Annotated in this window: 23 protein-coding genes and 1 other RNA gene; 12 read left to right on the top strand and 12 right to left on the bottom strand. The window is 46.3% G+C overall.

Translation table 11 applies throughout. The features are described from left to right. The first annotated feature begins 387 nt into the window (after window positions 1-387). Window positions 388-1,389 (top strand): class I SAM-dependent methyltransferase, encoded by a 1,002-nt coding sequence (locus tag H3V14_RS02775; RefSeq protein ID WP_198226373.1) that lies wholly within the window; start codon window positions 388-390, stop codon window positions 1,387-1,389. A 529-nt stretch (window positions 1,390-1,918) separates the two neighbouring features. Here the strand turns inward: H3V14_RS02775 and fabI are convergent. The 3 genes from fabI to fabA all read right to left on the bottom strand — a co-directional run bounded on the left by fabI (window position 1,919) and on the right by fabA (window position 4,576). Then, window positions 1,919-2,737: an enoyl-ACP reductase FabI gene (gene fabI, locus H3V14_RS02780; RefSeq protein WP_075869743.1), complete on the bottom strand. Its 819-nt coding sequence runs from the start codon at window positions 2,735-2,737 to the stop codon at window positions 1,919-1,921. A 47-nt stretch (window positions 2,738-2,784) separates the two neighbouring features. Beyond that, window positions 2,785-4,005: a beta-ketoacyl-ACP synthase I gene (gene fabB / locus H3V14_RS02785; RefSeq protein ID WP_198214117.1), complete on the bottom strand. Its 1,221-nt coding sequence runs from the start codon at window positions 4,003-4,005 to the stop codon at window positions 2,785-2,787. Window positions 4,006-4,069: 64 nt separating this feature from the next. Further along, complete coding sequence (gene fabA, locus H3V14_RS02790) at window positions 4,070-4,576, bottom strand: 3-hydroxyacyl-[acyl-carrier-protein] dehydratase FabA (RefSeq protein ID WP_075869745.1); 507 nt, start codon at window positions 4,574-4,576, stop codon at window positions 4,070-4,072. A 283-nt stretch (window positions 4,577-4,859) separates the two neighbouring features. On the opposite strand from fabA, the gene irrA reads away from it, so the two are divergent. Further along, a complete protein-coding gene (gene irrA, locus H3V14_RS02795; protein WP_075913574.1) occupies window positions 4,860-5,285 on the top strand; it encodes an iron response transcriptional regulator IrrA in 426 nt (141 codons plus the stop codon). A gap of 320 nt (window positions 5,286-5,605) precedes the next feature. On the opposite strand, the gene H3V14_RS02800 is transcribed toward irrA, so the two are convergent. From H3V14_RS02800 to ffs, 6 genes are all read right to left on the bottom strand, one after another. Then, entirely contained in the window at window positions 5,606-6,583 is a 978-nt protein-coding gene (locus H3V14_RS02800) for a cation diffusion facilitator family transporter (protein WP_198226375.1), read from the bottom strand. Then, entirely contained in the window at window positions 6,584-7,828 is a 1,245-nt protein-coding gene (locus H3V14_RS02805; protein WP_198226377.1) for a lytic murein transglycosylase, read from the bottom strand. It lies immediately after the preceding gene. Window positions 7,829-7,831: 3 nt separating this feature from the next. Next, entirely contained in the window at window positions 7,832-8,437 is a 606-nt protein-coding gene (recR, locus tag H3V14_RS02810; RefSeq protein WP_075915222.1) for a recombination mediator RecR, read from the bottom strand. Between the two features lie 461 nt (window positions 8,438-8,898). Then, a complete protein-coding gene (locus tag H3V14_RS02815) occupies window positions 8,899-9,222 on the bottom strand; it encodes a YbaB/EbfC family nucleoid-associated protein (RefSeq protein ID WP_075869750.1) in 324 nt (107 codons plus the stop codon). Between the two features lie 5 nt (window positions 9,223-9,227). Continuing rightward, window positions 9,228-11,207: a DNA polymerase III subunit gamma/tau gene (locus H3V14_RS02820; RefSeq protein ID WP_198226379.1), complete on the bottom strand. Its 1,980-nt coding sequence runs from the start codon at window positions 11,205-11,207 to the stop codon at window positions 9,228-9,230. 190 nt (window positions 11,208-11,397) lie between these two features. Then, window positions 11,398-11,495, bottom strand: an RNA gene (gene ffs, locus H3V14_RS02825) — signal recognition particle sRNA small type. Window positions 11,496-11,548: 53 nt separating this feature from the next. On the opposite strand from ffs, the gene H3V14_RS02830 reads away from it, so the two are divergent. Together H3V14_RS02830 and nudC are read left to right on the top strand one after the other, a co-directional pair. Continuing rightward, the gene (locus tag H3V14_RS02830; protein WP_198226381.1) at window positions 11,549-11,974 is read left to right on the top strand and encodes an HIT domain-containing protein; all 426 of its coding nucleotides are present in this window, start codon (window positions 11,549-11,551) and stop codon (window positions 11,972-11,974) included. Between the two features lie 18 nt (window positions 11,975-11,992). Then, on the top strand, window positions 11,993-12,907 hold the full coding sequence (gene nudC, locus H3V14_RS02835; protein ID WP_075913569.1) for an NAD(+) diphosphatase: 915 nt from the start codon (window positions 11,993-11,995) through the stop codon (window positions 12,905-12,907). Window positions 12,908-13,410: 503 nt separating this feature from the next. Here the strand turns inward: nudC and H3V14_RS02840 are convergent. Next, entirely contained in the window at window positions 13,411-14,271 is an 861-nt protein-coding gene (locus H3V14_RS02840) for a prephenate dehydratase (protein ID WP_198226383.1), read from the bottom strand. Beyond that, the gene (locus H3V14_RS02845; RefSeq protein ID WP_198226548.1) at window positions 14,268-15,008 is read right to left on the bottom strand and encodes a 3-deoxy-manno-octulosonate cytidylyltransferase; all 741 of its coding nucleotides are present in this window, start codon (window positions 15,006-15,008) and stop codon (window positions 14,268-14,270) included. The genes H3V14_RS02840 and H3V14_RS02845 overlap by 4 nt, the downstream gene beginning before the upstream one ends. Window positions 15,009-15,126: 118 nt before the next feature. On the opposite strand from H3V14_RS02845, the gene H3V14_RS02850 reads away from it, so the two are divergent. From H3V14_RS02850 to H3V14_RS02875, 6 genes are all read left to right on the top strand, one after another. Continuing rightward, entirely contained in the window at window positions 15,127-15,672 is a 546-nt protein-coding gene (locus H3V14_RS02850) for a cytochrome c family protein (RefSeq protein ID WP_198226385.1), read from the top strand. A gap of 104 nt (window positions 15,673-15,776) precedes the next feature. Beyond that, window positions 15,777-17,555 carry an extracellular solute-binding protein gene (locus H3V14_RS02855; protein ID WP_246784934.1) on the top strand — a complete coding sequence of 593 codons (1,779 nt, stop codon included), beginning with the start codon at window positions 15,777-15,779 and terminating at the stop codon, window positions 17,553-17,555. 168 nt (window positions 17,556-17,723) lie between these two features. Then, window positions 17,724-18,830: a microcin C ABC transporter permease YejB gene (locus tag H3V14_RS02860; protein ID WP_198226389.1), complete on the top strand. Its 1,107-nt coding sequence runs from the start codon at window positions 17,724-17,726 to the stop codon at window positions 18,828-18,830. After that, window positions 18,830-19,990 (top strand): ABC transporter permease, encoded by a 1,161-nt coding sequence (locus tag H3V14_RS02865; RefSeq protein ID WP_075915215.1) that lies wholly within the window; start codon window positions 18,830-18,832, stop codon window positions 19,988-19,990. The genes H3V14_RS02860 and H3V14_RS02865 overlap by 1 nt, the downstream gene beginning before the upstream one ends. Continuing rightward, entirely contained in the window at window positions 19,987-21,612 is a 1,626-nt protein-coding gene (locus tag H3V14_RS02870; RefSeq protein ID WP_198226391.1) for an ABC transporter ATP-binding protein, read from the top strand. Before H3V14_RS02865 ends, H3V14_RS02870 begins: the two co-directional genes overlap by 4 nt. 485 nt (window positions 21,613-22,097) lie before the next feature. Beyond that, window positions 22,098-22,331, top strand: coding sequence for a hypothetical protein (locus H3V14_RS02875; protein ID WP_198226393.1), 234 nt, complete (start codon window positions 22,098-22,100; stop codon window positions 22,329-22,331). A 138-nt stretch (window positions 22,332-22,469) separates the two neighbouring features. Here the strand turns inward: H3V14_RS02875 and H3V14_RS02880 are convergent, their stop codons facing one another. Further along, window positions 22,470-23,237: a molybdopterin-synthase adenylyltransferase MoeB gene (locus tag H3V14_RS02880; protein ID WP_198226395.1), complete on the bottom strand. Its 768-nt coding sequence runs from the start codon at window positions 23,235-23,237 to the stop codon at window positions 22,470-22,472. Window positions 23,238-23,322: 85 nt separating this feature from the next. Here H3V14_RS02880 and gshB point away from each other — a divergent pair, with 85 nt between their 5' ends. Together gshB and H3V14_RS02890 are read left to right on the top strand one after the other, a co-directional pair. Continuing rightward, complete coding sequence (gene gshB, locus H3V14_RS02885; protein ID WP_198226397.1) at window positions 23,323-24,261, top strand: glutathione synthase; 939 nt, start codon at window positions 23,323-23,325, stop codon at window positions 24,259-24,261. Window positions 24,262-24,402: 141 nt separating this feature from the next. After that, complete coding sequence (locus H3V14_RS02890) at window positions 24,403-25,452, top strand: substrate-binding domain-containing protein (RefSeq protein WP_198226399.1); 1,050 nt, start codon at window positions 24,403-24,405, stop codon at window positions 25,450-25,452. Window positions 25,453-25,498 lie beyond the last annotated feature (46 nt).

Genomic DNA, 25,498 nt, shown 5'->3' on the forward strand with positions numbered 1-25,498 from the left:
GCAAGAAGAATGCTGATAAAGACAAAGAGTAGTCTTTGGAATTCAGAATTCTGAAAAATCGGAAAGCCGCTTTTATAAGCGGCTTTTTGTTTGACAATTCTAACCCCATATCTCTCTTGAATTGAGCCTCTTCCGCAATGCACGAGACAGATTAATCTTTAGGCTGTTTCGTAAATTTTGCCGGTAAAGCATTTTTAAAAAGCGCAAAACTACGAAAAGACTGGTAATGCGAGTGACAGAATTCGCCTATCAAGGATAAGCGAAAATTCCTGCACATTTTCTCGGATGGATCGTGTGTAGTCACCTTGTTTGCGATTTTAAAATTGCACCTTTTTCAGCATGACGATAAAGGAGAAATGTATGACTTTCTTAAAAAGCGAGCTTTAAATGTCGGTTTTTTTGCCTTTTCGTCAGGGTGTTATCGGACTACCGCAACCGGAAAGTTTCTGGTGTTCCTTCGGTTTGACAGAAAAACCGGAAAAAGAGTGGGTCAAATCACTTCAAATAATACAGCCTTGGCGGGCAGATTTTTTGATTTTTCAGGAAGCCGGTTTCAAATGCTTGCCCGAAATGTCTGATGAAAAGAAGATATTTTCTGGTGGTTTGCTAGAACTTAACAAGCATAAAAAATTTAACCAGAACCGTTTTCTTACGCTTTTGCACGTGGTGAAAGCCGGTGGCACAATTGTGGTGAGCGGGGATAAATCTTCCGGCGCTTCATCTTTTATGAAATGGGTTAATGTCATTGTTCCGGTAGAACAAAAGCTTTCAAAAGCGCATGGAATTGTTTTCTGGTTGACTGTGCCTGAAGAGCTTGATGAAAAATTGCTGGAAACGCTCATTGAACGTCCGCAGTCATTTGATGACGGTTTTACAACACAAGCAGGCATGTTTTCGAATGGACGCATTGACCAAGGTTCGCAAATGTTGGTCAAATATATGGATAGAGTTGTCTTCGGCAAGACGGCCGATTTTGGTGCCGGCTGGGGCTATCTTTCCTATAAAGCGATAAAGGAGGCTAAAAAGCTCGGCGAGCTTGATCTTTATGAGGCCGACTACAATTCCCTTGCTGCTGCAAAAATGCATCTGGGCAGGCTCTCTACTCGAATCACGATTGATTATCTGTGGCAGGATATTACACGCGAGCCGATTGACAGAATTTATGATACAGTTTTGTCAAATCCGCCATTTCATGACGGACGCGCGGCAGATGTCTCGCTCGGACAAAAATTCATCAAAACTGCTGCTCGACGGTTAAAATCGGGAGGGTGTTTTCTCATGGTGGCCAATCGGCAATTACCCTATGAAGCGACTTTGCAAAAATGTTTCCGAAAAGTTTTGGTTCTGGAAGAGCAGAACGGATTTAAAGTGATTGAAGCGCGTAAATAACGTTTTAAAGGAAGGCGCAGGGAAGAGTAAAAAAATACATCCCTAATTGCCCGAACGCTCGTCGGAGTTGTCGTGACTGGCTATTTAGCGCCAAGTCAAGAAAAAGAAAATCCAATCGATCAAAAGACAAAATAGTGAATAAAACACGAATTTTAAAACGCCAATTCGCTAACAGTGAGAGATTTCAAAAATCCGACCAAACGAAATTCACTAATTGCTCTGGCAACAAATACAATTGCCAATAGCGTTCCGACCGACTTTAGCGCCCGAGGCTGTACTTTTATTTATAAACGGATGTCAGAGCACGAGGGTAAATGCAGCAATCAATGCCGGCATAACAATGACAATGTCCGCCCGTCGTGTTGGTGTGAAGGCCGGTTTATTCACGATATGGGAATAATTTTTAGAAGCGGAGTTGCCGGGACAGAAAGCCTGTTAAGAATGGCAAATTGAAAGGAAGAGCACCAGTAGAGCAATGAACGTGTTCAAAGCATATGCCACCAATCCCGAAAATAGAACGCGGCGAAAATTACTCGCCGCGTGATTCTTCGCTCTCTTTGAGTTCCTCCAATATCGGCGTAGACATAATATTATAGCCGCAATCGACATAATGAATGTCACCGGTAACGCCGGAAGCAAGATCAGAGAGAAGATAAAGAGCCGATTTTCCGATTTCCTCGATATCGACTGTGCGCCGCAAAGGTGCATTGCGTTTCTGATAGGAGAAGATAGCTCGTGCCGCACCGATACCATTACCGGCGAGCGTGCGAACAGGACCCGCAGAAATTGCATTGACGCGAATATTCTGTGGCCCGAAATCGGCTGCCAGATAACGCACCATCGATTCAAGTGCAGCTTTTGCAACGCCCATGACATTGTAATTTGGCACGACATGCTGTGACGCACCATAGGTCAAGGTCAACAATGCACCGCCGTTAGGCATCAGTCTTCCTGCACGTTGGGCAATTTCAGTGAAGGAAAAAGCCGAAATAACCATTGTCCGGCTGAAGTTTTCACGTGTTGTTACATCGACATAGCGTCCTTTGAGCTGCGATTTGTCCGAAAAACCGATCGCATGGACGACAAAGTCGAGTGTACCCCATTCTTTTTCCAGTCGATCGAAAACGGCATCGACTGAATCGATATTTTCGACATCGCATTCAAGCAGAAGCTTGGATCCGAGTTTTTCTGCCAAGGGGCGGACACGCTTTCCAAATGCATCTCCTTGATAGGTAAAAGCCAGTTCAGCCCCCGCTTGTGCGAGCTGACATGCTATTCCCCAGGCGATTGAATGGTCGTTCGCGACGCCCATTATGAGGCCGCGCTTGCCCTTCATCAAACCTTCCATCATATTCTCCGTAAGCCTGTGGCACTTTCTCAACGAAAGTGTCCGGTTTATTCGTAACGCTGGAAAACCAGCGTTGCATTGGTTCCGCCAAAGCCGAAAGTATTTGACAGGACTGTGTTCAGTTTTTGGTTATCAAGACGTTTGCGTACAATCGGCATATCCGCAAACGCCGGATCAAGCTCATCAATATGAGCACTTTCACAGATGAAATTATTTTTCATCATAAGAAGGGAATAAATTGCTTCCTGCACGCCGGCAGCTCCGAGTGAATGGCCGGTCAGCGATTTCGTTGCCGAAATTGGCGGACATGAATCACCCGAACCAAAGACCTTGCGGATGGCTTCTATTTCGGGCGGATCACCGACGGGAGTCGATGTGGCATGTGGATTGATATAATCAATTTTATTTTTGACTGTTGATAAAGCCATGCGCATGCAGCGCTCGGCCCCTTCACCTGAGGGGGCCACCATATCGTAACCATCGGATGTAGCGCCATATCCGACGATCTCGGCATATATTTTTGCACCACGTGCTTTGGCAACTTCCAGCTCTTCAAGCACCAGAACGCCGGCACCTCCGGCGATGACAAAGCCGTCACGACCGACATCATAAGCACGTGAAGCACTTTCAGGCGTTGCATTGCGTTTACTCGACATGGCGCCCATAGCGTCAAAGAGGACCGACAGCGTCCAATCAAGATCCTCGCAACCACCGGCAAAAACGCGATCCTGCTTGCCGAACTGGATCAGTTCGTAAGCATTGCCGATACAATGATTGGATGTCGCACAGGCGGAGGAAATCGAATAATTAACGCCTTTTATCTTGAAAAAGGTGGCCAATGTTGCCGAAGCAGTCGAGCTCATAGCTTTCGGCACTGCGAAGGGACCAACGCGTTTGGGCCCCTTTTGACGTGCAATATCGGCCGAGTCGACGATTGTCCGTGTTGAAGGCCCGCCAGAGCCCATAATGATACCGGTTTTCGGATTTGAAACTTCCTCGGATGACAAGCCTGCATCGGCAATTGCCTGATCCATTGCAATATGGTTCCAGGCAGTTCCCCGCCCGTGAAAACGCATAGCACGACGATCAACCAATGCTTCAATGTCGATATGCGGCATGCCGTAAACCTGACTGCGGAACCCCAGATCTGCGTATTCCTGCGAAAAACTGATACCGGATTTCGCTTCGCGCAAACTGTTAAGGACTGCTTCAGGGTTATTCCCGATTGATGAGACAATTCCCATACCGGTTACAACTACTCGACGCATCAGTGTCTCCTTGGGTTTCCGTAAACAAAGGCTTGCAACCTTTGTTTATCTGAAAGAATGCTTGCTATTCCTTGAATAAGGCTACGCGCAAATCGGCAGCCTTATAAATTATTTCACCATCGGCTTTGACAAAACCATCGGCAATACCGAGCACAAGCCGGCCACGCATGACACGCTTGAAATCAATTCCATATTCGACAAGTTTTGTTTTCGGGGTAACCATTCCGGAAAATTTTACTTCCCCCGTCGAGATAGCGCGTCCCTTACCGGGCTCCCCCAACCAACCGAGGAAAAAACCTGTAAGTTGCCACAAGGCATCAAGCCCCAAACAGCCAGGCATGACCGGATCGCCAATAAAATGACAGGCAAAAAACCATAGATCCGGATTGATATCGAATTCGGCACGAATCAAACCTTTGTCGTGTTCACCACCATTTTCGCTGATTTTTGTAATACGGTTGAACATCAACATTGGTGGAGCCGGCAATTGTGCGTTGCCTTTTCCGAACATTTCGCCGCGTGCGCAGCTTAAAAGCTCTTCATACGTGTAGCTAGACTTTTGTTCAGCCATTGTTACTCCATCCGTCAGCACTTTATAACTCTTAGCGCTTTTTACGACATACTCTTAGAGCATATTCAACAATGTTGGAACCGTTTTTCGACAGTTTTTGATGACAAAATACCTTCTTCATCCATTTTATTTTTGAAATTTGCGACAAAACGCGCGTATAAGTTGAAAAACCATTTGTTAAAAGATGATGATAACAATCAAGTATACTTGATTGCAAATGCTTTTCAATATATACAAGCTGTGGTAAAGATGGTGGGCATTACCAGATAACACGGGGAAAATAGTGATTTATCATTCGCTTGTGGAATTGGAAAAACGCTTACGTGAAAAGGGTTTGCGGCCGACACGACAACGCTTGGCCTTGGCGGATTTGTTGTTTTCCAAAGGTAACCGCCATATTGCCGCCGAAGAATTGCATGACGAAGCGGTCAAAGCGTCGGTACCAGTCTCACTTGCAACCGTCTATAATACTTTGCACCAATTCACCGATGCCGGACTTTTGAGGATTATTGCCGTCGAAGGTTCGAAAACCTGGTTTGACACCAATATATCCGACCACCATCATTTTTTTCTTGAAGGCGAAAATGAAATTGTCGATATCCCTTCCGGTCCTGAAGGAAAGCCGATTGTCGGCAATTTGCCCGAACCGCCGGAAGGCATGGAAATTTCGCACGTCGATCTCATTGTAAGATTGCGCCCGAAAGATTAAGTACGACAGTAAAATACGGACTATCTTTTCAAACCATATTTATGAACGGGATTCCGGTGGCATGAACCGGAACTTTTGTTGCGCTGTAAGCGAATTTATGCAGCACTTGCAGCATAAAGCATAGCCGGTTTTGTTAAAAATGGACAACAGCGTTTTTCACTATTTTACAGATTACCTGTATCTTGTTCGGCTTCATAGTTGAGTATGTCGGAGACATGAAGGTTATTATGTTACCAAAATAACAGTATATTTTTAAAATTTTATTTTGTTGAATTAAAAACGGTAAAATCAGCAGTTTGTAGATACTGCCCGACTATTTTTTACTCTTCATCACTATCATTATTGTCTTCGTGATTTGCTTCAATTTTTTCCCGTCGTCTTGCCCAGATTCCGGCCGTCTGCGGTTTTACGAAAAATCCGACAATTTCCGGTCTTGCCGCAGCGAGATTTCTTTCGATGCGCAGCACACATTCTTCTATCTTCGGAGCAGTCAGTTTGTCCTCGAATTCGAGGCTGACATTGACAACCACTTGATTGGGGCCCATCTGTTGGGTGATAATTCCGTTGACTTTCTGCACATCTGGATCTGCAGATACAATGTTGAAAATTGCCTTTTGCACTTCGGGAAGGGCAGCCTCGCCGAGAAGTAGTCCTTTACATTCCCTTGCAAGAAAAATCGCAGTAACGGCAAGAATAACAGAAATTCCAAGTGATGCGATACCATCAAAAATAAAATTGCCGGTAAGAATCGAGGCAGTAATGCCGCTTAAAGCAATTGCAATTCCCAAAAGTGCAGCACTATCCTCGAAAAGAATGGAAAACACGGTTGGATCTTTGGAACGGTGAACAGCCGCCAGATAGCCGAGTTTACCTTTAGTGCGGCGAAAATGTCTCAAAGCCAAAAGCCATGACGTTCCTTCAAAGAATACCGATAGACCCAGTACAATGTAGTTGACGGTTACATTGCGAATTTCCGCAGGGTTTAGAACGTGTAAAACTCCTTCAAAAAACGATACGCCGGCACCCAACGCAAAGACCAGCAAGGCAACAATAAAACTCCAGAAATAAAGCTCCCGTCCATGGCCGAATGGATGGACCCGATCGGGGGGAATGGATGCACGTCTCAAACCATGCAGTAATAATAATTCATTGCCGGTGTCGACAATCGAATGCACACCTTCTGACAACATCGCCGACGAACCGGTGAAAGAAGCGGCTACAAATTTAGTAAGCGCTATGAGAAGATTGCCTGCGAGTGCTGCATAGATGACTGTCTTGGAACCGGAATGTGATGCCATTTAGCGAATATCCGCAATTAAAGAACGACTCGGAAAACAGGTCGGTTTCTGTCCTTGCTTTTGCTGCCATAAGCCAATGGAACGGCGGGTTTTGAAGCCCGCAAACCCATCAGCTTTGCCGATATCATATCCTTGGGATTGCAATTTTGTTTGCAAGTTCAAAACGTCCGACTGGTAAAGCTCGTCGATTTTTTGCCATGGCTCGATAAAGCCACCTTTCCCTTCAATTCCGTCCGAGACCGTGGCGATAAAAAGCGCATAAAGGTCACTCATATTATAGGATTTCAACACATAGAAATTTTCGGTTACAAGAAAGGCTGGTCCCAGACGCCCCTCAGGCATAAGGAGATAAAGTGGACGGCTTTTATCAAGCGCGGGGACATTTTTATCAGATTGCGGTAATACGCCAAGCTTTTGCCATTCACTTAACATTTTGCCTTGATCGGGCCCTTCCAGAAAACAGCCGACAGTTTCAGGAACTTTGACTTCATAGCCCCAGCCGGCATTCGCCTTGTAACCGTTAAGCTTCAAGTAGTTTGCAATAGATGCGAGAGTATCCGGTGTTGATGTCCAGATATTGCGATGGCCATCACCATCAAAATCGACAGCATATTTCAAATAGGACGTCGGCATGAATTGCGGTTGACCTAAAGCACCAGCCCACGAACTTTTCATGGAAGCCGCATCCATGTAATGGTCCTGCACAATGGTCAATGCAGCAATAAGCTCGGTTTTGAACATGTCTTTTCGTGTGCTCATAAACGCTTTGGTCGCGAGAACTTCAAAAGCATTATAGGGAATTTTGACATTACCATAATTGGTTTCCCGTCCCCATATGGCAAGTGCAATCGAGGCCGGAACGCCATATTGTTTTTCTATTTTTTTTAAGGCTCCGCGGTTTTCAGACAATCGTGTTTTGCCATCGCTAATAAGGTGGGCAAGTGTTTTTGCCGAAAAATAATTGGCCGGTGCGCTGAATTCGGCCTGATTCTGGCGTTTTTGCGCTTTCGGTTTTTCTCCTGGAATCACAAGGTCGGGTAATGCGAGATTGGGTGTGACTGTGGAAAGGGCTTCCGAAAATGTTCCTGCCGAAATTCTCGATTTGAGAGCGTCGTTATAAAAATCCTTGTTAAGCCAATTGTTAAATTGCCCATTGATCGCCTCCCGATCGATAGCCGGGGCATTTGCCACCAAAGCGGCAAACAGAACGATAAATGCTGTAAAAAAAACGAACGTTTTCAACATTCTTCAAAGACTCGTCCTTGCTCGTAACGCCGCAGCCAAAGTGCCGTCGTCAAGATAATCAAGTTCTCCGCCTACAGGAACACCATGTGCCAGACGGGTAATTTTTACAGGATAGGAATGAAGCTGGTCAGTAAGATAATGGGCTGTTGTCTGGCCTTCAATCGTCGCATTGACCGCGAGAATCACTTCCTTGACATTGCCTTCTGCCACACGGTTGACAAGGCTTGCTATGTTGAGATCATCCGGTCCGATGCCATCAAGAGGCGAAAGGTGCCCGCCCAGAACATGATATTTGACCTGCATGGTGCCCGCCCGTTCCAACGCCCACAGATCGGAGACATCTTCGACAACAATAATTGTAGATTGATCGCGTCTCGGGTCGGTGCAAACTGAACATGGGTCGGACGTATCGACATTACCGCAGACCGAACAGATGCGTATTTTTTCGGCAGCGTCCTGCATGGCAAGGCCTAGCGGCTTCAATAAAGCTTCTTTTTTCTTGATCAGGAAAAGAGCAGCCCGTCTTGCCGAACGTGGCCCAAGGCCGGGAACACGTGCAAGAAGTTGGATAAGTTTTTCTATTTCTGGACCCGCAAGATGCTTTGACATGGATAAACTCTTTTAAAAATATATATGTAAATTTCCGGAAAATGCCAGTTGTTCACTGAAACGGATAAGAGGGGCACTTTCCTGACCGGTAGATTGGAGCAGATCATTCAAAACAAAGAATGTTTAATTAAACTGATTGCTTCAAGCAATTCTTCTTTACAGTGTTTTTCTTTATCTTCCGACAGCGTAATTTTCTGCCTCAATAACTATTTTTTGCAAAAGAAAAAAACATTTTCGGCAAGATGGAAACATTCACCTATCACGCCGCAAGATTTAAGTTACATCCGGTTTTGAAGAAAGAATTGAACTTTCGCGCTAACTTCAATAGGCTGGCTATTGGTAATTGTTATTCAAGACAAACAAAAGCCGTTGTGCCCTCACACAACGAAGCTTTTGTAATATCTTTTATTTTTCATCCATTATCCCTCTTTTTTAAGGGTAACAATTGATGGGAATTCATATCAGAATGGCAGTTTGAAACCGGGAGGGATCGGTAGACCGGCAGTAATTTCTTTAGTTTTTTCAGCCATTGTGTTTTCAATTTTCGCTTTGGCTTCGTTATGGGCAGCCATAATCAAGTCTTCAAGAATTTCAACTTCATCGGGTTTTACCAGTGAAGGGTCAATTTTGATTGCAGAAACGGTTCCCTGACCGGTCAAAGTTACGCTGACCAAGCCACCACCTGACGTTCCTGTTTCCTGAATATTTGCCATTTCATCCTGCATGGCTTGCATTTTTGCCTGCATTTCTTTGGCTTTTTTCATCATGCCCATCATGTCACGCATGGGGTTTATTCTCCTTGATCGTTTTCGTCGTCTTCACCCGTCATATCGCCGTTGTCCATCAAATCAAGACCATCGTCGGATCTGTTGACACGTACATCGACAATTTTTGAACCGGGAAAATATTTTAAAATCTTGGCAATATCGGGGTCGGCTTCGGCATCCGAAAGCAGTGCCTGATGGGCCTTTTCGTCCTCTTCACGCAAAGTCAATCCGCCGCCTTCGTTGACGACAGTCACCGTCCAGCGTTCGCCTGTCCATTCGCGGAGCATTTTGGCTATGTCATGGGCAAAAAAGCGCGGCATTCCCTCGGCAGGTTCAAATTCTATACGGCCTTGGCGGAATGAAACCGGACGCACAAATTCCTTGACCAGAAGTTTGAATTGCATGTCATTATGTTTGTCGGCAAGATCGACAACATCCTGCAAGGAATGAAGGATAACCTTGTTTACTTCCGGTTCGCTGTTCTTTTCGGCTGTTTCGTTATTTTTTGCGGGGTCTTGCAAAACCTGTTCGTCCGGCTCCAACGCGGCAGAAGATGTGCTCACCAATTGCATGGTTGGTGCTTTTTGCGGGGAAGAGGTCTGAAAATTCTTACGTTCCGCCGAGGCGTTGTTGCGAGCGCTATTGTCAACCTCTGCACGGGCAGTCTCATGACTTCCCGTCGAAAAACTATTGCCACTACTTGCCGGATTATCCGTCAACGCATTTTTTTGCGCAGATTTTTGTTCAGAAATGTTTTTTCCGGAATTGGCACTCGGACCGTTTGAATCATCCGCGGCTTTTTCTGTATTGGAACTTTGTGGAAGTTTAATTGCAGGCTTTCCCTCGCCAAGGGATTTCAGCGCCTCGTCAAGCGTCGGCAAGTCGGCAGCATGTGTGAGCCTGATCAGAAGCATTTCTGCAGCGTCAATCGGGCTTGCAGCCGAATCGACCTCTTGTGTGCCTTTGAGAAGCATTTGCCAAGTGCTCGAGAGAACGCGCACGGATAGTTTTTTGGAAAAATCAAGTCCGCGTTCCCGCTCTTCTTCGACAAGAGAAATATCATCGGCAATTTCGGGGGTAAAACGCAGTCTGGTCACCAGATGATTGAAATCGGCAAGCTCGTTCAAAATGACAAGCGGGTCGGCGCCACCGTCATATTGATCGCGAAATTCTTTCAAAGCGCCGGCAACATCGCCTTTCATAATCATTTCAAAAAGGTCGATAATGCGGGTGCGATCGGCAAGCCCCAACATAGTGCGGACCGATTCGGCATCGACCTTGCCACCACCATGGGCAATGGCCTGATCAAGAATCGAAAGCGCATCGCGAACCGAACCTTCTCCGGCGCGAGCTATCATGGCAAGGGCGCTATCTTCCGCTTCGATTTTTTCAAGATCGGAGATTTTTCTTAAATGTGCGGCCAGAACATTCGAATCAACCCGTCGCAAATTATAACGTTGGCAACGCGACAGGACAGTCACCGGAACTTTGCGAATTTCTGTTGTGGCAAAAATAAATTTTACATGCGGAGGTGGTTCTTCCAGCGTTTTTAGCAGACCATTGAAAGCCTGCGTCGAAAGCATGTGAACTTCGTCGATGATGTAAACTTTGAAACGTGCGGCAACCGGACGATAGCGTACTTGTTCGATGATTTCTCTTATGTCGTCAATACCGGTATGGGAAGCCGCATCCATTTCGATCACGTCGACGTGTCGACCTTCCATAATGGCTTTGCAGTGCTCGCCAAGTTTGTCCATATGGATTGTCGGTTTATCGATTGTATCGGTCTTGTAATTGAGTGCACGCGCAAGAATGCGGGCCGTTGTCGTTTTTCCTACGCCACGAACGCCCGTCAACATCCACGCTTGCGGTATCCGTCCACTATCGAATGCGTTTGTGAGTGTGCGCACCATCGGCTCCTGACCGATAAGGTCGGAAAAATTTTGTGGCCGATATTTTCGGGCGAGGACGCGATAGCCTGTCTCTGCCTCAGTGCTTTCCATGTGTTCTTCCAGTTTCCGAAATGTGATTTTCCTGAATGTGAACTTTGGCGACGTCTGCGTCAACCAGTTGTGTGAAATATAGGATTTCAGGTGGCGATTTTCGACTGTTCAGGCAATTTTTCAAAATACCACTGCCCGAATTTTCCAATAAACAAGACGTGACCTGAATAAGATTTGATTGGTATAATGAGTGGGAGGCTGGCACTGTGACCCGTGCCGAAGCTCGTTAGGGCTGCTTCCTTCCGGACCTGACCCGGTTGGCGAGTGGCTCGTCCACCACCAACCTCCCGGCGTTCATATCGCTAATTTAGAACAAAAAAGCAAGTCGTGAAACGAAAAACATGGAGATAAATACATTGCAACAGCCATTCAAACTTGATCCACGTTTGGAAAAAGACAGTTTTTTCATTGTCGAGCTTGCCTTATCCGATGTCCGACTCATGAATGATTCACGCTGGCCGTGGCTCATTGTTGTGCCTCGCATTGCCGGAGCGGAAGAAATACATCATCTTTCCGTTGATGATGAACAGGTCCTTGTTGCCGAAATGAACGAGGTTGCCGTAGCACTTGAAGCCATCACCGGATGCGATAAAGTCAACATAGCCGCTATCGGAAATATCGTGAGACAACTCCATGTGCACATTATTGCGCGTAACGAAGGCGACGCAAATTGGCCAAAAACGGTCTGGGGATACGGAGAATCTGTACTTTATAGCGATGAAGCGGCTCATAAGCTTATTCGTAAGCTGCAACTGAGGCTCGATTGAATTAAAGCTGGATTGAATATGACATCTTCTGCAATTGCATTTATCGGAAACCCTATCAACCGGCAGCTTGAAAAGCGCACGGATACCATCGTTGCCGAGCAGAGAAACCATCATGCGCATTTTATTGTGCTCAACGGTTTTTCAATCGTCTATCGCAATGTTAACGGGATTGCCGATCTCTATCTTGATGAAAAATCGCTGGAACTCTTCAGGCCGCAATGGGAAGAAGCCTGCCTGCTTGGCTGGGAAGACGAAAATCCGGTTATTGCTTTGCCGGTTGAAGAATTTGCCGGTCAGCCTCCTTCACCATTCAATCAGGTTGGGCTAAGAGAAGCTTATAGCCGCGCACTTTTCAGCCAGACCCAATCGGGCGTCCTGGCGCAAGCCTATTCATTGCTCATGTGGCACAAAAATAACCGCTTTTGTTCGCGCTGCGGCAAACCGAGCCGGATTGCGGCAGGTGGAGCAAAGCGCATCTGTACCGCTTGCGGGACCGAACATTTTCCGAGAACAGATCCGGCAGCTATCATGCTCGTCCATTTTGAGGATAAATGCCTGCTTGCTCGCACACCGAGTTTTGAAAAGGGACGTTATTCCTGCCTTGCCGGTTTCGTAGAACAGGGCGAGACATTGGAAATGGCAGTGCGTCGGGAAACACGAGAGGAAATGGGAATACCGGTTGGCAAGGTGGTTTATATCGCTTCCCAACCTTGGCCTTTTCCGCATTCATTAATGCTCGGTTGTCATGCCGAAGCGCTCGACGACAAAATTACGATCGGTCATGACGAGATGGAAGACGGGCGCTGGTTTAGCCGTCAGGAAGTAGCGCTGATGATGGCCGGTCGCCATGAACAAGGCCTGCATTTGCCTCCTCGTGCAGCAATAGCCAATTTTTTGATCAGGCAGTGGCTCGAAAAGAAATTTGTCGATTAGGATACCGTTTTAATGCCGGTGCGTTTTCCCAATTTGTGAAAACGTACCAGACTGTAGACTAATGAATGGCCTTCGCAAACTATCTGCCTATGGTTTTTTGTTTAAAGCCGGTCAGCTTCTTTCGTTCAAGAATGGCGTGGCATGGAATGTTTTTCTGATAATCAACGCATAATATCATTCGGGATGAAGTTTTTTATCCATCATTGATCGTCGATTGCAGAAGAAGTGGATCTCGGCCCTAGACAAGAATGCGGGTGAAACCTGAAATGCGGAAAACTTGCTTGTTAATCGCGTGCACGGGTGACCATTTGATAGCCGTGATAACCGATAACCATAATGATTACGGCTGGAATTTTTATCCCGATTGGTTGAAACGATTATCGGTTTTTAAAATAACATAATTACTCTTACGCAAAACTCATGCGCGAAGCGCACATATAGCATTCGACAGCTTTCCGTAAATTCCGGTTATTGTGATCGGGTTTTAGATGAGCCGTTAAACCTTAACCATATATTTTCGTTTCGCGGGCGGGACTTGCCGGATAGACACCGACTATTCTGACCTTGGTCGAGAAAAAGCCCAGTTCTTCCAAAGCAAGGCGCACCATCGGCTGATCGGGATGGCCTTCAATATCGGCAAAAAATTGTGTTGCATTGAATGTGCCGCCAACCTGATAACTTTCAAGCTTGGTCATGTTGACGCCATTGGTCGCAAAACCTCCCATGGCTTTATAAAGTGCGGCCGGAACGTTGCGCACACGGAAAAGAAAACTGGTCATAACCTTTTCCCCGTTTTCGGGTTTTGGCGCACGTATCTCTTCCCGCGAGAGGACAACAAAACGCGTTACATTATTTTCCGAGTCTTCGACATTTTCTTCGATAATATCCAAACCGTAGAGTTTGGCGGCAAGTTTTGGAGCAAGGGCTGCCTGTGTGCGGTCGCCAGCCTGTTTGATGAATTTTGCAGCACCTGCTGTATCGGATGAAACGACAGCCTGCCAATGGTTGTCGCGGATAATTTTGCGGCATTGTCCCAGTGCATGGATGTGGCTATGAACCGATTTTATCTCTTCACGTTTGACACCCGGCTGCACCATCAATTCAAAATGGATGGGTAAAAAATATTCACCAATGATGAAAAGTTTTGTTTGCGGCAACAAATGGTGAATATCGGCAACACGTCCGGCAAGCGTATTTTCAATCGGAATCATGCCAAGGTCGGCTTCTCCGCTTTCGACCACGTGCAAAGCATCTTCAAATGTCGTGCAGGGCAACGGCTCCATATCCGGAAATACGTTCCGGCAAGCCGTGTCGGAATTGGCGCCGTAATCACCTTGGAACGCTATTTTATTGGTTTTTGTCATTTTCCCGCCCTGATCATTTCGCGTGCATGTTCGAGATCTTCGATTGTATCAACGCCTAAAGGCACAGTTTCGATAATTTCCGCATCAATACGCATACCTGCTTCAAGCGCGCGCAATTGTTCAAGGCTTTCCCGCTTTTCAAGATAGGAAGGCTGTAGCGAGACAAAACGTTCAAGTGCTCTACGTTTATAGGCATAAAGGCCGATATGGTGGTAAAGTGGCCCCTTGCCATAAGGAGCTGTCGCGCGGGTGAAATAAAGTGCGCGCAATCTGGTTTGTCCAATCGGCGAACCGACAATTTTTACGACATTCGGATTGACTTTTTCATCTTCAACCGAAATCTCAGCGCCCAAAGTGGCAATATCCGTTTCAGGGTTTTCAAGTGGTTCCAGTGCTGCAGCAATTTCATGCGGCGCAATTGTTGGCAAATCACCTTGCACATTGACGATGACATCAAAACGGTTATCCGGATCAAGAAGCGTTAATGCTTCATAGATACGGTCGGAACCCGATTGGTGGTCGGGACGTGTCATGACAGCTTCCATTCCATGCGCCTTGACAGCATTGGCAACGTCTTCATGGTCGGTTGCAACAACCACCCTGCCGAGATTTGCCTTATTGGCGCGTTCGGCAACATGAACAATCATCGGCTTTCCGGCAATATCGGCCAGAGGCTTTCCGGGAAGTCGTGTTGAAGACATGCGGGCAGGAATAAGTATAAGAGTAGAAAAAGCCATCATCATTGTCCTGAAGATTATTATCCCAGTTTATTCTATCCGATTTATAGATATTGCGTTGATGACGCAAAAGACTTAAATTTTCAACATCTATAAAATTTAAGCGACCGAATTTTTTATGAAGGTATCCACTGTCAACGACCTTATTGCCGCCTGTCTTCTCTGGGCTGTTTTTATTTTTGCAATCGTTTATGGCAGTGACATTGTTTATGACCACCAGAAACCGGCAAAAATTGTTTATTCAATCAACGGTGAAGACGCACCGGTTACCGAAAAGGTAGAGCCGAAACAACAAATATCGCTGGCGGCAAGGCTTCAACAGGCCGATATAGAAAATGGCCGCAAAGTATTCGGCCAATGTGGATTGTGCCATACGCCTGCAAAAAATGGTCCCGCGCGTGTCGGCCCCCCTTTGTATGGAATAGTGGGAAGGTCATTTGCTTCCGCTTCCGAATACACCTATTCGCGCGCCATGCGGGCAGAAAATGGCAAGAGATGGGACTTTGCAACACTTGACGCCTATCTTGCTTCTCCACGCAAATATATTCCCGGAACTGCCATGGCTTTCAACGGTGTGAAAGATGAAAAGGATAGAGCCGATCTTATTCTATATCTACGTAGTCTTTCCGATGAGCCTGTTGAATTGCCACATTTAACCCCTTAAGAATAACAATCAATAAAATCTGTTTTCTATTGGCTATCTTGAAATCGATTGGGGATTTGATGAAATTCGGATTGGCTTTTTGTCTCTTTTTCGCCCTTAGTCGTATGGCTAGCGCTGATCCCGAGTGGCGCACGAGCCTGTCTCTTGGAGTTGAACCCAAATATGGCGACAATTTTACCCATTATGATTATGTCAATGTGAATGCGCCCAAAGGTGGCACTTTTAATGATAGTCGCACCGGCACATTCAACAGCTTCAACCCCTATATTGTTACAGGTACACCTGCAGCGGGTTTTTCTTCCCGCGGTGGTGGGGAACAATATGACACACTGATGGCACCTTCCACCGAAGAAACGTCGGTCAACTATCCCCTTATTGCCGAGGCCGCACAATATCCCGACGATTTTTCGTGGGTAAAATTCCGCTTGAATAAAAAAGCCCGATGGCATGACGGTCGCCCCATTACTGCCGAGGATGTGGTGTGGAGCTTCAATGTTTTGAAAAGCAATTCGCCATTTTTCAACAATTATTATCATTCGGTCAAAAAAGCCGAAAAAACCGGTGAAAATGAAGTCACCTTTGTGTTTGAAGAAAAAGGCAATCGCGAACTCCCTTATGTGATGGGGCAGATGCCGGTTCTGCCTCAACATTGGTGGGAAGGAACCGATGCAACAGGTAAAAAACGGGATATCACTGCCCCAACTCTCGAAATACCTTTGGGATCAGGGCCTTACGAGGTTGAAAGTTTTATAGCCGGAAAATCGATTACCTGGAAAAGGGTTAAAAATTATTGGGCAGCCGATCTACCGGTCAATCGTGGACGGTTCAATTTCGATAAAGAGCATTATAGCTATTTTCTTGATCCGAACGCTGCGTGGGAAGCTTTCAAAAAAGGTAATCTCGTCGACTGGAATTTGGAAAACCGTATCCAGCGCTGGAACCAGAGCTATGATTTTCCTGCGGTCAAAAACGGGCAAGTTATCCGGCGCAGTTTTGCCTTTCATGGCTCGGGACGTATGCAAGGATTCTTTATCAATACCCGCCGCCCGCAATTTGCCGACCGGCGCGTGCGTCAGGCACTCAGCCTCGCTTTTGACTTCGAGTCTCTCAATAAATCGTTGTTTTTTAATGATTATCATCGGATCTCAAGCTATTTTGACGGGCTTGATCTGGCGGCAAAAGGTTTGCCTCAGGGAAAGGAACTTGAAATTCTTGAAACGGTCAAAGATGAAGTACCGGCCGAAGTCTTTACCACACCCTTTTCCAACCCCGTTTATGACAAGCCCGATTCATCAAGGCGCTATCTCACAGAAGCCATGCGTTTGTTGAATGAAGCCGGTTGGCATCTGGAAGAGAACCGGCTTGTCAATAAAAAAGGGGAAGCTTTCACATTGGAAGTGATGCTGAGTGATATGGCATTCGAGCGTGCAACGGCACCTTTTATAGCCAATCTTCAACGTTTGGGTATCAATGCATCCATGCGCGTCGTTGACACTTCACAATATCAAAATCGCGAAGCAAATTTCGATTTCGATCTTGTCATCAAGGTCATCGGACAAAGCGATTCACCCGGCAATGAACAATTGGAATACTGGGGCTCGAAAGCCGCTGACCGGCCGGGAAGCTATAATGTCGCGGGGATAAAAAATCCGGCCGTCGACAAACTTATCGAACGTGTCATCTATGCAAAAGATCGTGATGAACTCGTTGCTGCAACCCGTGCTCTCGACCGGGTATTGTTATGGAATTATTATGTTATCCCGCAATGGTATGCCGAACATCTTAATATTGCCTATTGGGACAAATTCGGTATCCCCGAACCGCAACCGGAAGCAAGCGGCGTTGATATTCCCTCATGGTGGGTCAAGAAAGACAAAAACTAGAGCTGCGGTGGACTAGAACGCCCAAGAACCGGAATTGCTGAAAAATCAGCCGTTTGTCATTTGTTTACCATAAATGTTCCAGAATAGGGGTTCAATTGAACGCACCGGTTTGATTCGCATGTTGCGGGCGTAACAAAACTCATACCGGAAAAAGGATGAAAGAGAGATATGGCGGCCTATATAGCGCGGCGTTTGCTGCTGATTATACCGACATTGATCGGCATTTTGACGGTGACATTTGTCATTGTGCAATTTACTCCCGGTGGTCCTATCGAGAATATTATTGCACAATTGCAAGGAACCGGTGGCGATGCCATGGGGCGGGTTGCCGGCAGTGGCGGTGACCTCGGGCTTTCATCAGAGGTAACGTTACAGGGTAGCGACGCGAGTGCAAAATATCGTGGTGCACGCGGCCTTGATCCGGAATTTATTGCAAAACTCGAAAAGCAGTTCGGTTTTGATAAACCGCCGCTTGAACGTTATTTCACAATGTTGTGGAATTATATCCGGTTCGATTTCGGCGATTCCTATACGCAAGGGCGTTCTGTCGTCGATCTTATCAAAGGTGCCTTGCCGGTTTCGATTTCTTTAGGGCTATGGCAATTGTTGATTTCTTACGCAATTTCCATTCCCCTCGGTATCCGGAAGGCCGTCAAGGATGGCTCCACATTCGATATATGGACAAGTGCCGTTATCATTATCGGCTATGCAATACCGAGTTTCCTTTTCGGTATTCTGTTAATGGTCCTTTTTGCCGGAGGGTCATTCTTCGACTGGTTTCCATTAAGCCATTTGACATCGGAAAATTTTGATGAATTGTCGCTTGGTGGCAAAATTCTGGATTATTTCCACCATCTTGCTTTGCCACTCACAGCCATGGTTATTTCCGCTTTCGCCACCACAACATTGCTGACCAAAAACTGTTTTCTGGAAGAAATCAGAAAGCAATATGTGGTGACGGCACGGGCAAAAGGTTTAAGCGAACACGCGGTTCTTTACGGGCATGTTTTCCGCAACGCCATGCTTGTTGTCATTGCAAGTTTTCCGGCAGCTTTCATCGCTTCATTTTTCACCGGTTCACTGCTTATCGAAATGCTATATTCGTTAAACGGAATGGGGCTTTTAAGCTATACATCCATTGTCAATCGTGATTATCCGGTCGTGTTCGGCTCGCTCTATATTTTCTCGTTGATCGGGCTTGTTGTCAGCCTTATTTCCGACCTCACATATATGCTTGTCGATCCGCGTATCGATTTCGAGAAGAGGGACGTTTGATGAGCAAGCAACCTTCCGGACTGATAATCGACGTGGCAAAGCCGGCAAAACCCCGTCGCAACAAAAGGCCGTTTTTGTCGCCGCTTAATGAACGGCGGTGGAGAAACTTCAAGAAAAACCGTCGCGGCTGGTGGTCGTTGTGGATTTTCCTAATTCTTTGCCTCTTTTCTTTCGGTGCCAATTTTATTGCAAATGACCGACCGATTATTGCATCCTATAAAGGCGAGCTGCTTTTTCCGGTGCTTTTCGATTATCCCGATTCCAAGTTTGGCGGTGTCCTTGCAACGGTCGATTTCCGTGAAGATTATATCAAGAAAGAAATCAACGAACATGGCTGGGCGATATGGCCGCCGGTGCATTATTCCTATGATACAACAGTCGGCAACAAGCCTGTTGCGCTGGCTCCGCCATTCTGGCTTCAAAGTAAAGACGAGCGGTGCAAAAATTACGCTCTCGGTGCAAAGGATCCCGAATGCACAATCGGGAATTGGAACTGGCTTGGTACAGATGACCAGACACGTGATGTTTTTGCGCGTGTGCTTTACGGCTTTCGTGTTTCCATATTGTTTACGGTTATCTTGACGGCGGTTTCTTCGATTATCGGGATTGCTGCCGGTGCAGTGCAGGGGTATTTCGGCGGTTGGGTCGATCTCATTTTCCAGCGTTTCATCGAAATCTGGTCTTCGGTTCCCGCGCTTTATCTCATCATCATTATGGCGGCGGTTCTCGCCCAGGGCTTCTGGGTTCTGTTGGGCATTATGTTGTTATTCCAGTGGGTGGCGCTGGTGGGCGTGGTGCGTGCAGAATTTTTGCGAGCAAGAAATTTTGAATATGTCAATGCAGCAAGGGCGCTGGGTGTGCCGAATATCACAATCATGATACGCCATCTTCTCCCCAATGCCATGGTTGCAGCACTTACCTATTTGCCGTTTCTGTTGACAGCCGGTATCTCGACCTTGACCGCCCTTGACTATCTCGGTTTCGGTTTGCCTCCGGGGTCTGCCTCGCTTGGAGAACTCATGCGGCAGGCGGCGACCAATCTCAATGCTCCGTGGATTGGCATTACCGGCTTTGTTGCTATTGCGGTCATGTTGTCGCTTCTGGCTTTTATCGGTGAAGCCGCCCGTGATGCTTTCGATCCGAGGAAGACGTTCCAATGACAGCTTTGCTCAGTGTTCGCGATCTTTCAGTGATGTTTCGTCAGGATGGCAAGGAAACACTTGCCGTCGATCACATCTCGTTTGACATCAATTCAGGTGAAACACTCGCGCTTGTCGGCGAGTCGGGTTCGGGAAAGTCTGTGACCGCGCTTTCTATTCTGAAGCTTTTATCCTATCCGATGGCGAGCCACCCTTCAGGCGAAATCCTTTTTGACAATAAGGATTTAATGAAGCTTGATGAAAAATCTTTACAGAAAGTTCGTGGTAAAGACATTGCAATGATTTTTCAGGAACCGATGACTTCGCTCAATCCCCTTCACACAGTCGAGCGGCAGGTAAGCGAGGTGATGAAAGTTCACGAGGGCATGTCGGATAAAGACGCTCGCCAACGCACGATCGAGCTTCTCACTCAAGTAGGAATACGCGAGCCTGAAAAACGCTTGTCGTCATTTCCCCATCAATTATCGGGCGGTCAGCGGCAGCGCGTTATGATTGCAATGGCGCTTGCCAATAATCCGCAACTTCTTATCGCCGACGAGCCGACAACAGCACTTGATGTGACGGTGCAGGCGCAAATTCTCGAGCTACTTGAAAAGCTCAAGCAAGAGCGTTCGATGTCTATGCTCTTTATTACCCATAATCTCGGTATTGTGAGGAAATTTGCCGACCGCGTTTGTGTGATGACCGGCGGAAAAATTGTCGAGACAGGAAAAACCGCCGACATATTCAATCATCCGCAACATGACTATACCAAAAAACTGTTGGCAGCCGAACCGAAAGGAAACCCGCCGAAAGCCGATAAAAATGCTCCTGTTGTCATGGAAGGGGAAAAGGTCAGGGTCTGGTTTCCGGTTAAAAAAGGTTTTTTCCGCCGTACGGTCGATTACATCAAGGCGGTCAATGATATTGACGTGACCATACGTGAAGGACAGACATTGGGCGTTGTCGGCGAATCCGGTTCGGGAAAAACCACACTGGGGCTCGCGCTCACACGTATGATTTCCTCACAAGGCCATATCCGTTTTGACGGAAAAGATATTGAACATTTTTCCTTCAAACAGATGCGACCTTTGCGTCGTCATATCCAGATTGTTTTTCAGGATCCGTTCGGCTCGTTGTCGCCAAGAATGTCGGTCGGTGAAATTATCGCCGAAGGGCTGCTCATTCACGAGAAAAACCTGAATTACGAAGAACGCGATGAACGTGTTGTCCGCGCGTTAGAAGAAGTCGATCTTGATCCTGAAACGCGCAATCGCTATCCGCACGAGTTTTCCGGTGGTCAACGCCAACGCATCGCGATAGCCCGTGCCATGGTTCTCAATCCACGTTTTGTTATGCTCGATGAACCGACATCGGCTCTTGATATGAGCGTTCAGGCACAGGTTGTCGATTTGTTGCGCACTCTTCAACAAAAACACAATCTCGCCTATCTCTTCATCAGCCATGATCTGAAAGTTGTCAAAGCATTGGCCAATGATCTTATTGTCATGAGAAATGGTCAAATGGTTGAACACGGACCGGCAGAAGAGGTATTTTCATCACCGAAAACCGAATATACCAGAGCTTTGATGAATGCCGCTTTCGATTTGAGCGTTGATAAAAATGACGTTGATGAAGCTTGATATTTATCAAGCTTGAACGCGGGCAAGTAGAGCAAAACTGCAATTTCTGCTTATAAAAATTGATTAGCCAGTTTTTGATCGAACAAGTTTTTCGCTGTCCGGTTTTTAGGTCATCCAGTTTTTCGAATGGCAAAGTTATCTGATTGGTCGAAGTTCTGCTTTCAAAAATTTTGAAATTTTCTTGTGCTTTCTTTGCGTGAAATAAAAAATGGGGCAATAAAACCTCAGCAGAAACGTTCAGGCGATATTATTGCATCACATGGCTAAAATAGCCTCGTGAAATAACAATTCTCGAAATTACTTTTTTGTTCAACAATGCGCATAAGAGAGGATTTGCAGGTTTCAAAACCGGCAATCGTCGGAGGTGTTTTGCGGAAGTTATGAAAGAGCGATAGAGCCTTTCAACGAAATAAAGCCTGAAGTCTTGAAAAGTTTTATCTGCGCTCAATGTCTTTTAGCTGTGAGACTTTCAGGAGAAAGACATTATGACAAAAGCACATAAAGATGGGCATAAGTCACCCGATCATAAGAACAGGCCAGAAAATAGACATGAGCGCCGTCACGACACCATGCCGGATGGTACTGCCTATAAAACCAATGAAACGCTTCTCGATGCGGGTAATCTTGAAGATTATAACGGTCCATTATCAGATTCCGACAGTCCATTATTGGAAAAGAACATTGCTTCCGACAATTTGTCGACCGATAAACAGAAATAGTTCTTTCAGTATAGTTGATTCCGTTATTCAAAGTCGTCCGGCTTTATTAGAAAGACGGTGCTAGAAAGACAGAATTGGAAAGACGCGGCTAAAAATACTTGCTTCAAGAGGCATTGTTTTAAAATAAAAACAGCGTTTTTATTTTTGTTTTTGCGTTCTTTTTTTATAGCGGATTGTCTCGAAACGGGCTGATAACCCGTCGTAAAGGAGCAGTCTTCCGACAAGCGGTTCACCGCAACCGGTAATGATTTTTATAGCTTCCATGGCTTCTAACGAACCGATAACACCGGGAAGAGCACCGATGACGCCTGCTTCTGCACATGTCGGTACAACACCTTTGGGCGGCGGGGTCGGAAAGAGATCGCGATAGGAGGGGTGTTCACCGCCAAGATAAGGCATGAGGACCGTTAAAGAGCCGTCAAAACGACCGATTGCACCGCTTACAAGCGGTTTTTTCAAATTTTTGCAACTATCGGCGAGAAGATAACGGGTGGTAAAATTATCCGAACCATCAATGACAAGATCGAATTTGCCGATAATTTCGGCAGCATTTTCTTCCGTTAGTCTTAAAGGGTAAAGATCGAGTTTCACGTACGGGTTGATCGCTTTGAGCGTTTCGGCAGCACTTTCAGTCTTTTTTTCTCCGATTGCCGAAGTTTTGTGGATAACCTGCCGTTGCAGGTTTGAAAGCGAAACCACATCATCGTCAATAATGCCGAGAGTGCCGACACCGGCGGCTGCAAGATAGGTTAAGACCGGCGCTCCAAGCCCGCCCGCTCCGACAACCAGCACTTTTGCAGCTTTAAGTTTCTGTTGACCGGCACCACCGATTTCCGGCAAAAGAATGTGGCGTGCATAGCGCTCTATTTCTTCCTTGTTTAATTTTTCGTCTGGTGCTTGCGTCATGCCTTAACCCTTGTCATATTTCATTCCTATCTAGTGACTCATGGTACGATTGACCAGCCCGCTTTGATTATATGAGGCAAATCTTATGAAAATAGCTATCCAGATGGATCATATCTCGACCATCCATATCAAGGGAGATACAACATTTGCTCTGGCATTGGAGGCGCAAAGGCGGGGACACGAACTGTTCCATTATACACCCGACCGGCTTTCGATGCTCAATGGCGAAGTGACTGCCCGTATCGAAGCGTTGAAAGTGCGTGACGAGGAAAACAATTATTACGAATTGGGTGAGGCTAAGCGCACACCACTTCAACAGATGGATGTTGTGCTGCTCAGGCAGGATCCTCCGTTCGACATGAATTATATCACGACCACGCATATTCTTGAACGGATAATGGATAAGACTTTGGTCGTCAATGATCCTAATTGGGTACGCAATAGTCCTGAAAAACTCTTTGTTACAGAATTCCCCGACTTGATGCCGGAAACGCTCATCACCCGCGATGCAAAAGAGGTTTATGATTTTCGCTCCGAATTCGGCGATATTATTATCAAACCACTTTATGGAAATGGTGGGGCAGGGGTTTTCCTTTTGAAAAAAGACGACAAAAATCTCGGTTCGCTCCTTGAAATGTTCAACGAGCTTTATCCGGAAGCTTTTGTCGTGCAACGTTATCTGAAAGATGTAAGCGCCGGTGACAAGCGCATCATATTGATTGACGGGGTGGCTGTAGGGGCCATCAATCGCGTTGCCGCCTCGACCGATGCCCGTTCCAATATGCATATTGGTGGCCGTGCGGAGAAAACGGAATTAACCCGCCGCGACGTTGAAATTTGCGAACGGATTGGCCCGTCTTTGAAAAAGCGCGGTCTTATTCTTGTGGGGATCGACGTTATCGGTAACTATATGACCGAAATCAACGTTACTTCGCCAACAGGGGTGCGCGAACTGAAACGTTTTGGTGGTGCCGATGCCGCAAAAATCTTCTGGGATAGTGTGGAAAACAAATTAAAAGGTTGAAAAAGCCGAGATAAAGATAGTCAACAATAGCTTTAGACTGTATGAGGTTTTTATCAGACATTGTAACAAGCATTATGAGAGAAATAACAATCCATTGTTAGCCTTGTTAGAAAAAGCTGCCGGTTGTCCAGGAGTGCATGGATGAACAGATTGCTTGCAACGGTTGTGGGAGTGGTATTGGCCACTACGTGTTTGTCCAAAACCGCCTTGGCTCGCGACTATATCCAGATATCCGGTTCGTCGACTGTTTTACCCTATGCCAAAATAGTTGCAGAAACATTCGGTGAAATTTTTACCAATTATCGTACACCTGTTATCGAATCGGGCGGTTCAGGTGCAGGTATAAAAGAATTTTGTCGTGGTATCAGTGAAAATACGATAGATATTGCCAATGCTTCGCGACCGATGAAAAATACCGAATTGAAAGCCTGCTTTGATGCCGGCGTCACGGAAGTTGAAGAAATCCGCATCGGCTATGACGGGATAGTTTTTGCAAGCGATATTCACGGGCCAAATCTCGATCTGACGCCTGTCGATGTTTATAAAGCATTGGCAGCTCAAATTGTTGTTGACGGGAAGCTTGTTGCAAATAAATATAAAAAATGGAGCGAGATTGACCCGAAATTACCTGATTGGGAGATCAACGCATATATCCCTGGCGAAAAACATGGCACGAGAGAAGTCTTCGAAGAAAAATTGATGACTGAAGGCTGCAAACAAAGTGGTGCAGCCGAAAGCATGAAAACTCTTTCGATGGATGATAAGGCGGTATCAGCAGCCTGCATAAGCATTCGCAAGGATGGCAAGGCTATTGATATAGATGGCGATTATTCGGAAACTCTCGCGCGTGTCATGTCAAATAAAACGGGGATAGGAGTTTTCGGGTTGGCATTTTATGAAAATAATGCCGACAAGCTACGACTTGCTACCGTTAATGGTGTTACCCCCAATGTTGACACGATTTCAAGCGGAAAGTATCTGGTTTCCCGTCCGCTGTTTTTCTATGTCAAAAAAGCCCATTTGGGGGTCATTCCGGGTATGAAAGACTATGTCGAATTTTTCTTGTCTGACCAGATGATCGGACCGGATGGTCCACTTGCCGATTATGGCCTCATTCCTGCTCCTGATAGCGAACGGGAAGCGCAAAGAGCCGCATTCGAGAGTGGAACTGTCATGTCAATTGATAAATGAAGTGAGCAGACGCGGGAAATTCCCGCGTTATTTTTGAAATAAAACC

Origin of the sequence: Bartonella sp. W8151, assembly GCF_016100385.1 — a bacterium.
Taxonomy (GTDB): domain Bacteria; phylum Pseudomonadota; class Alphaproteobacteria; order Rhizobiales; family Rhizobiaceae; genus Bartonella; species Bartonella apis.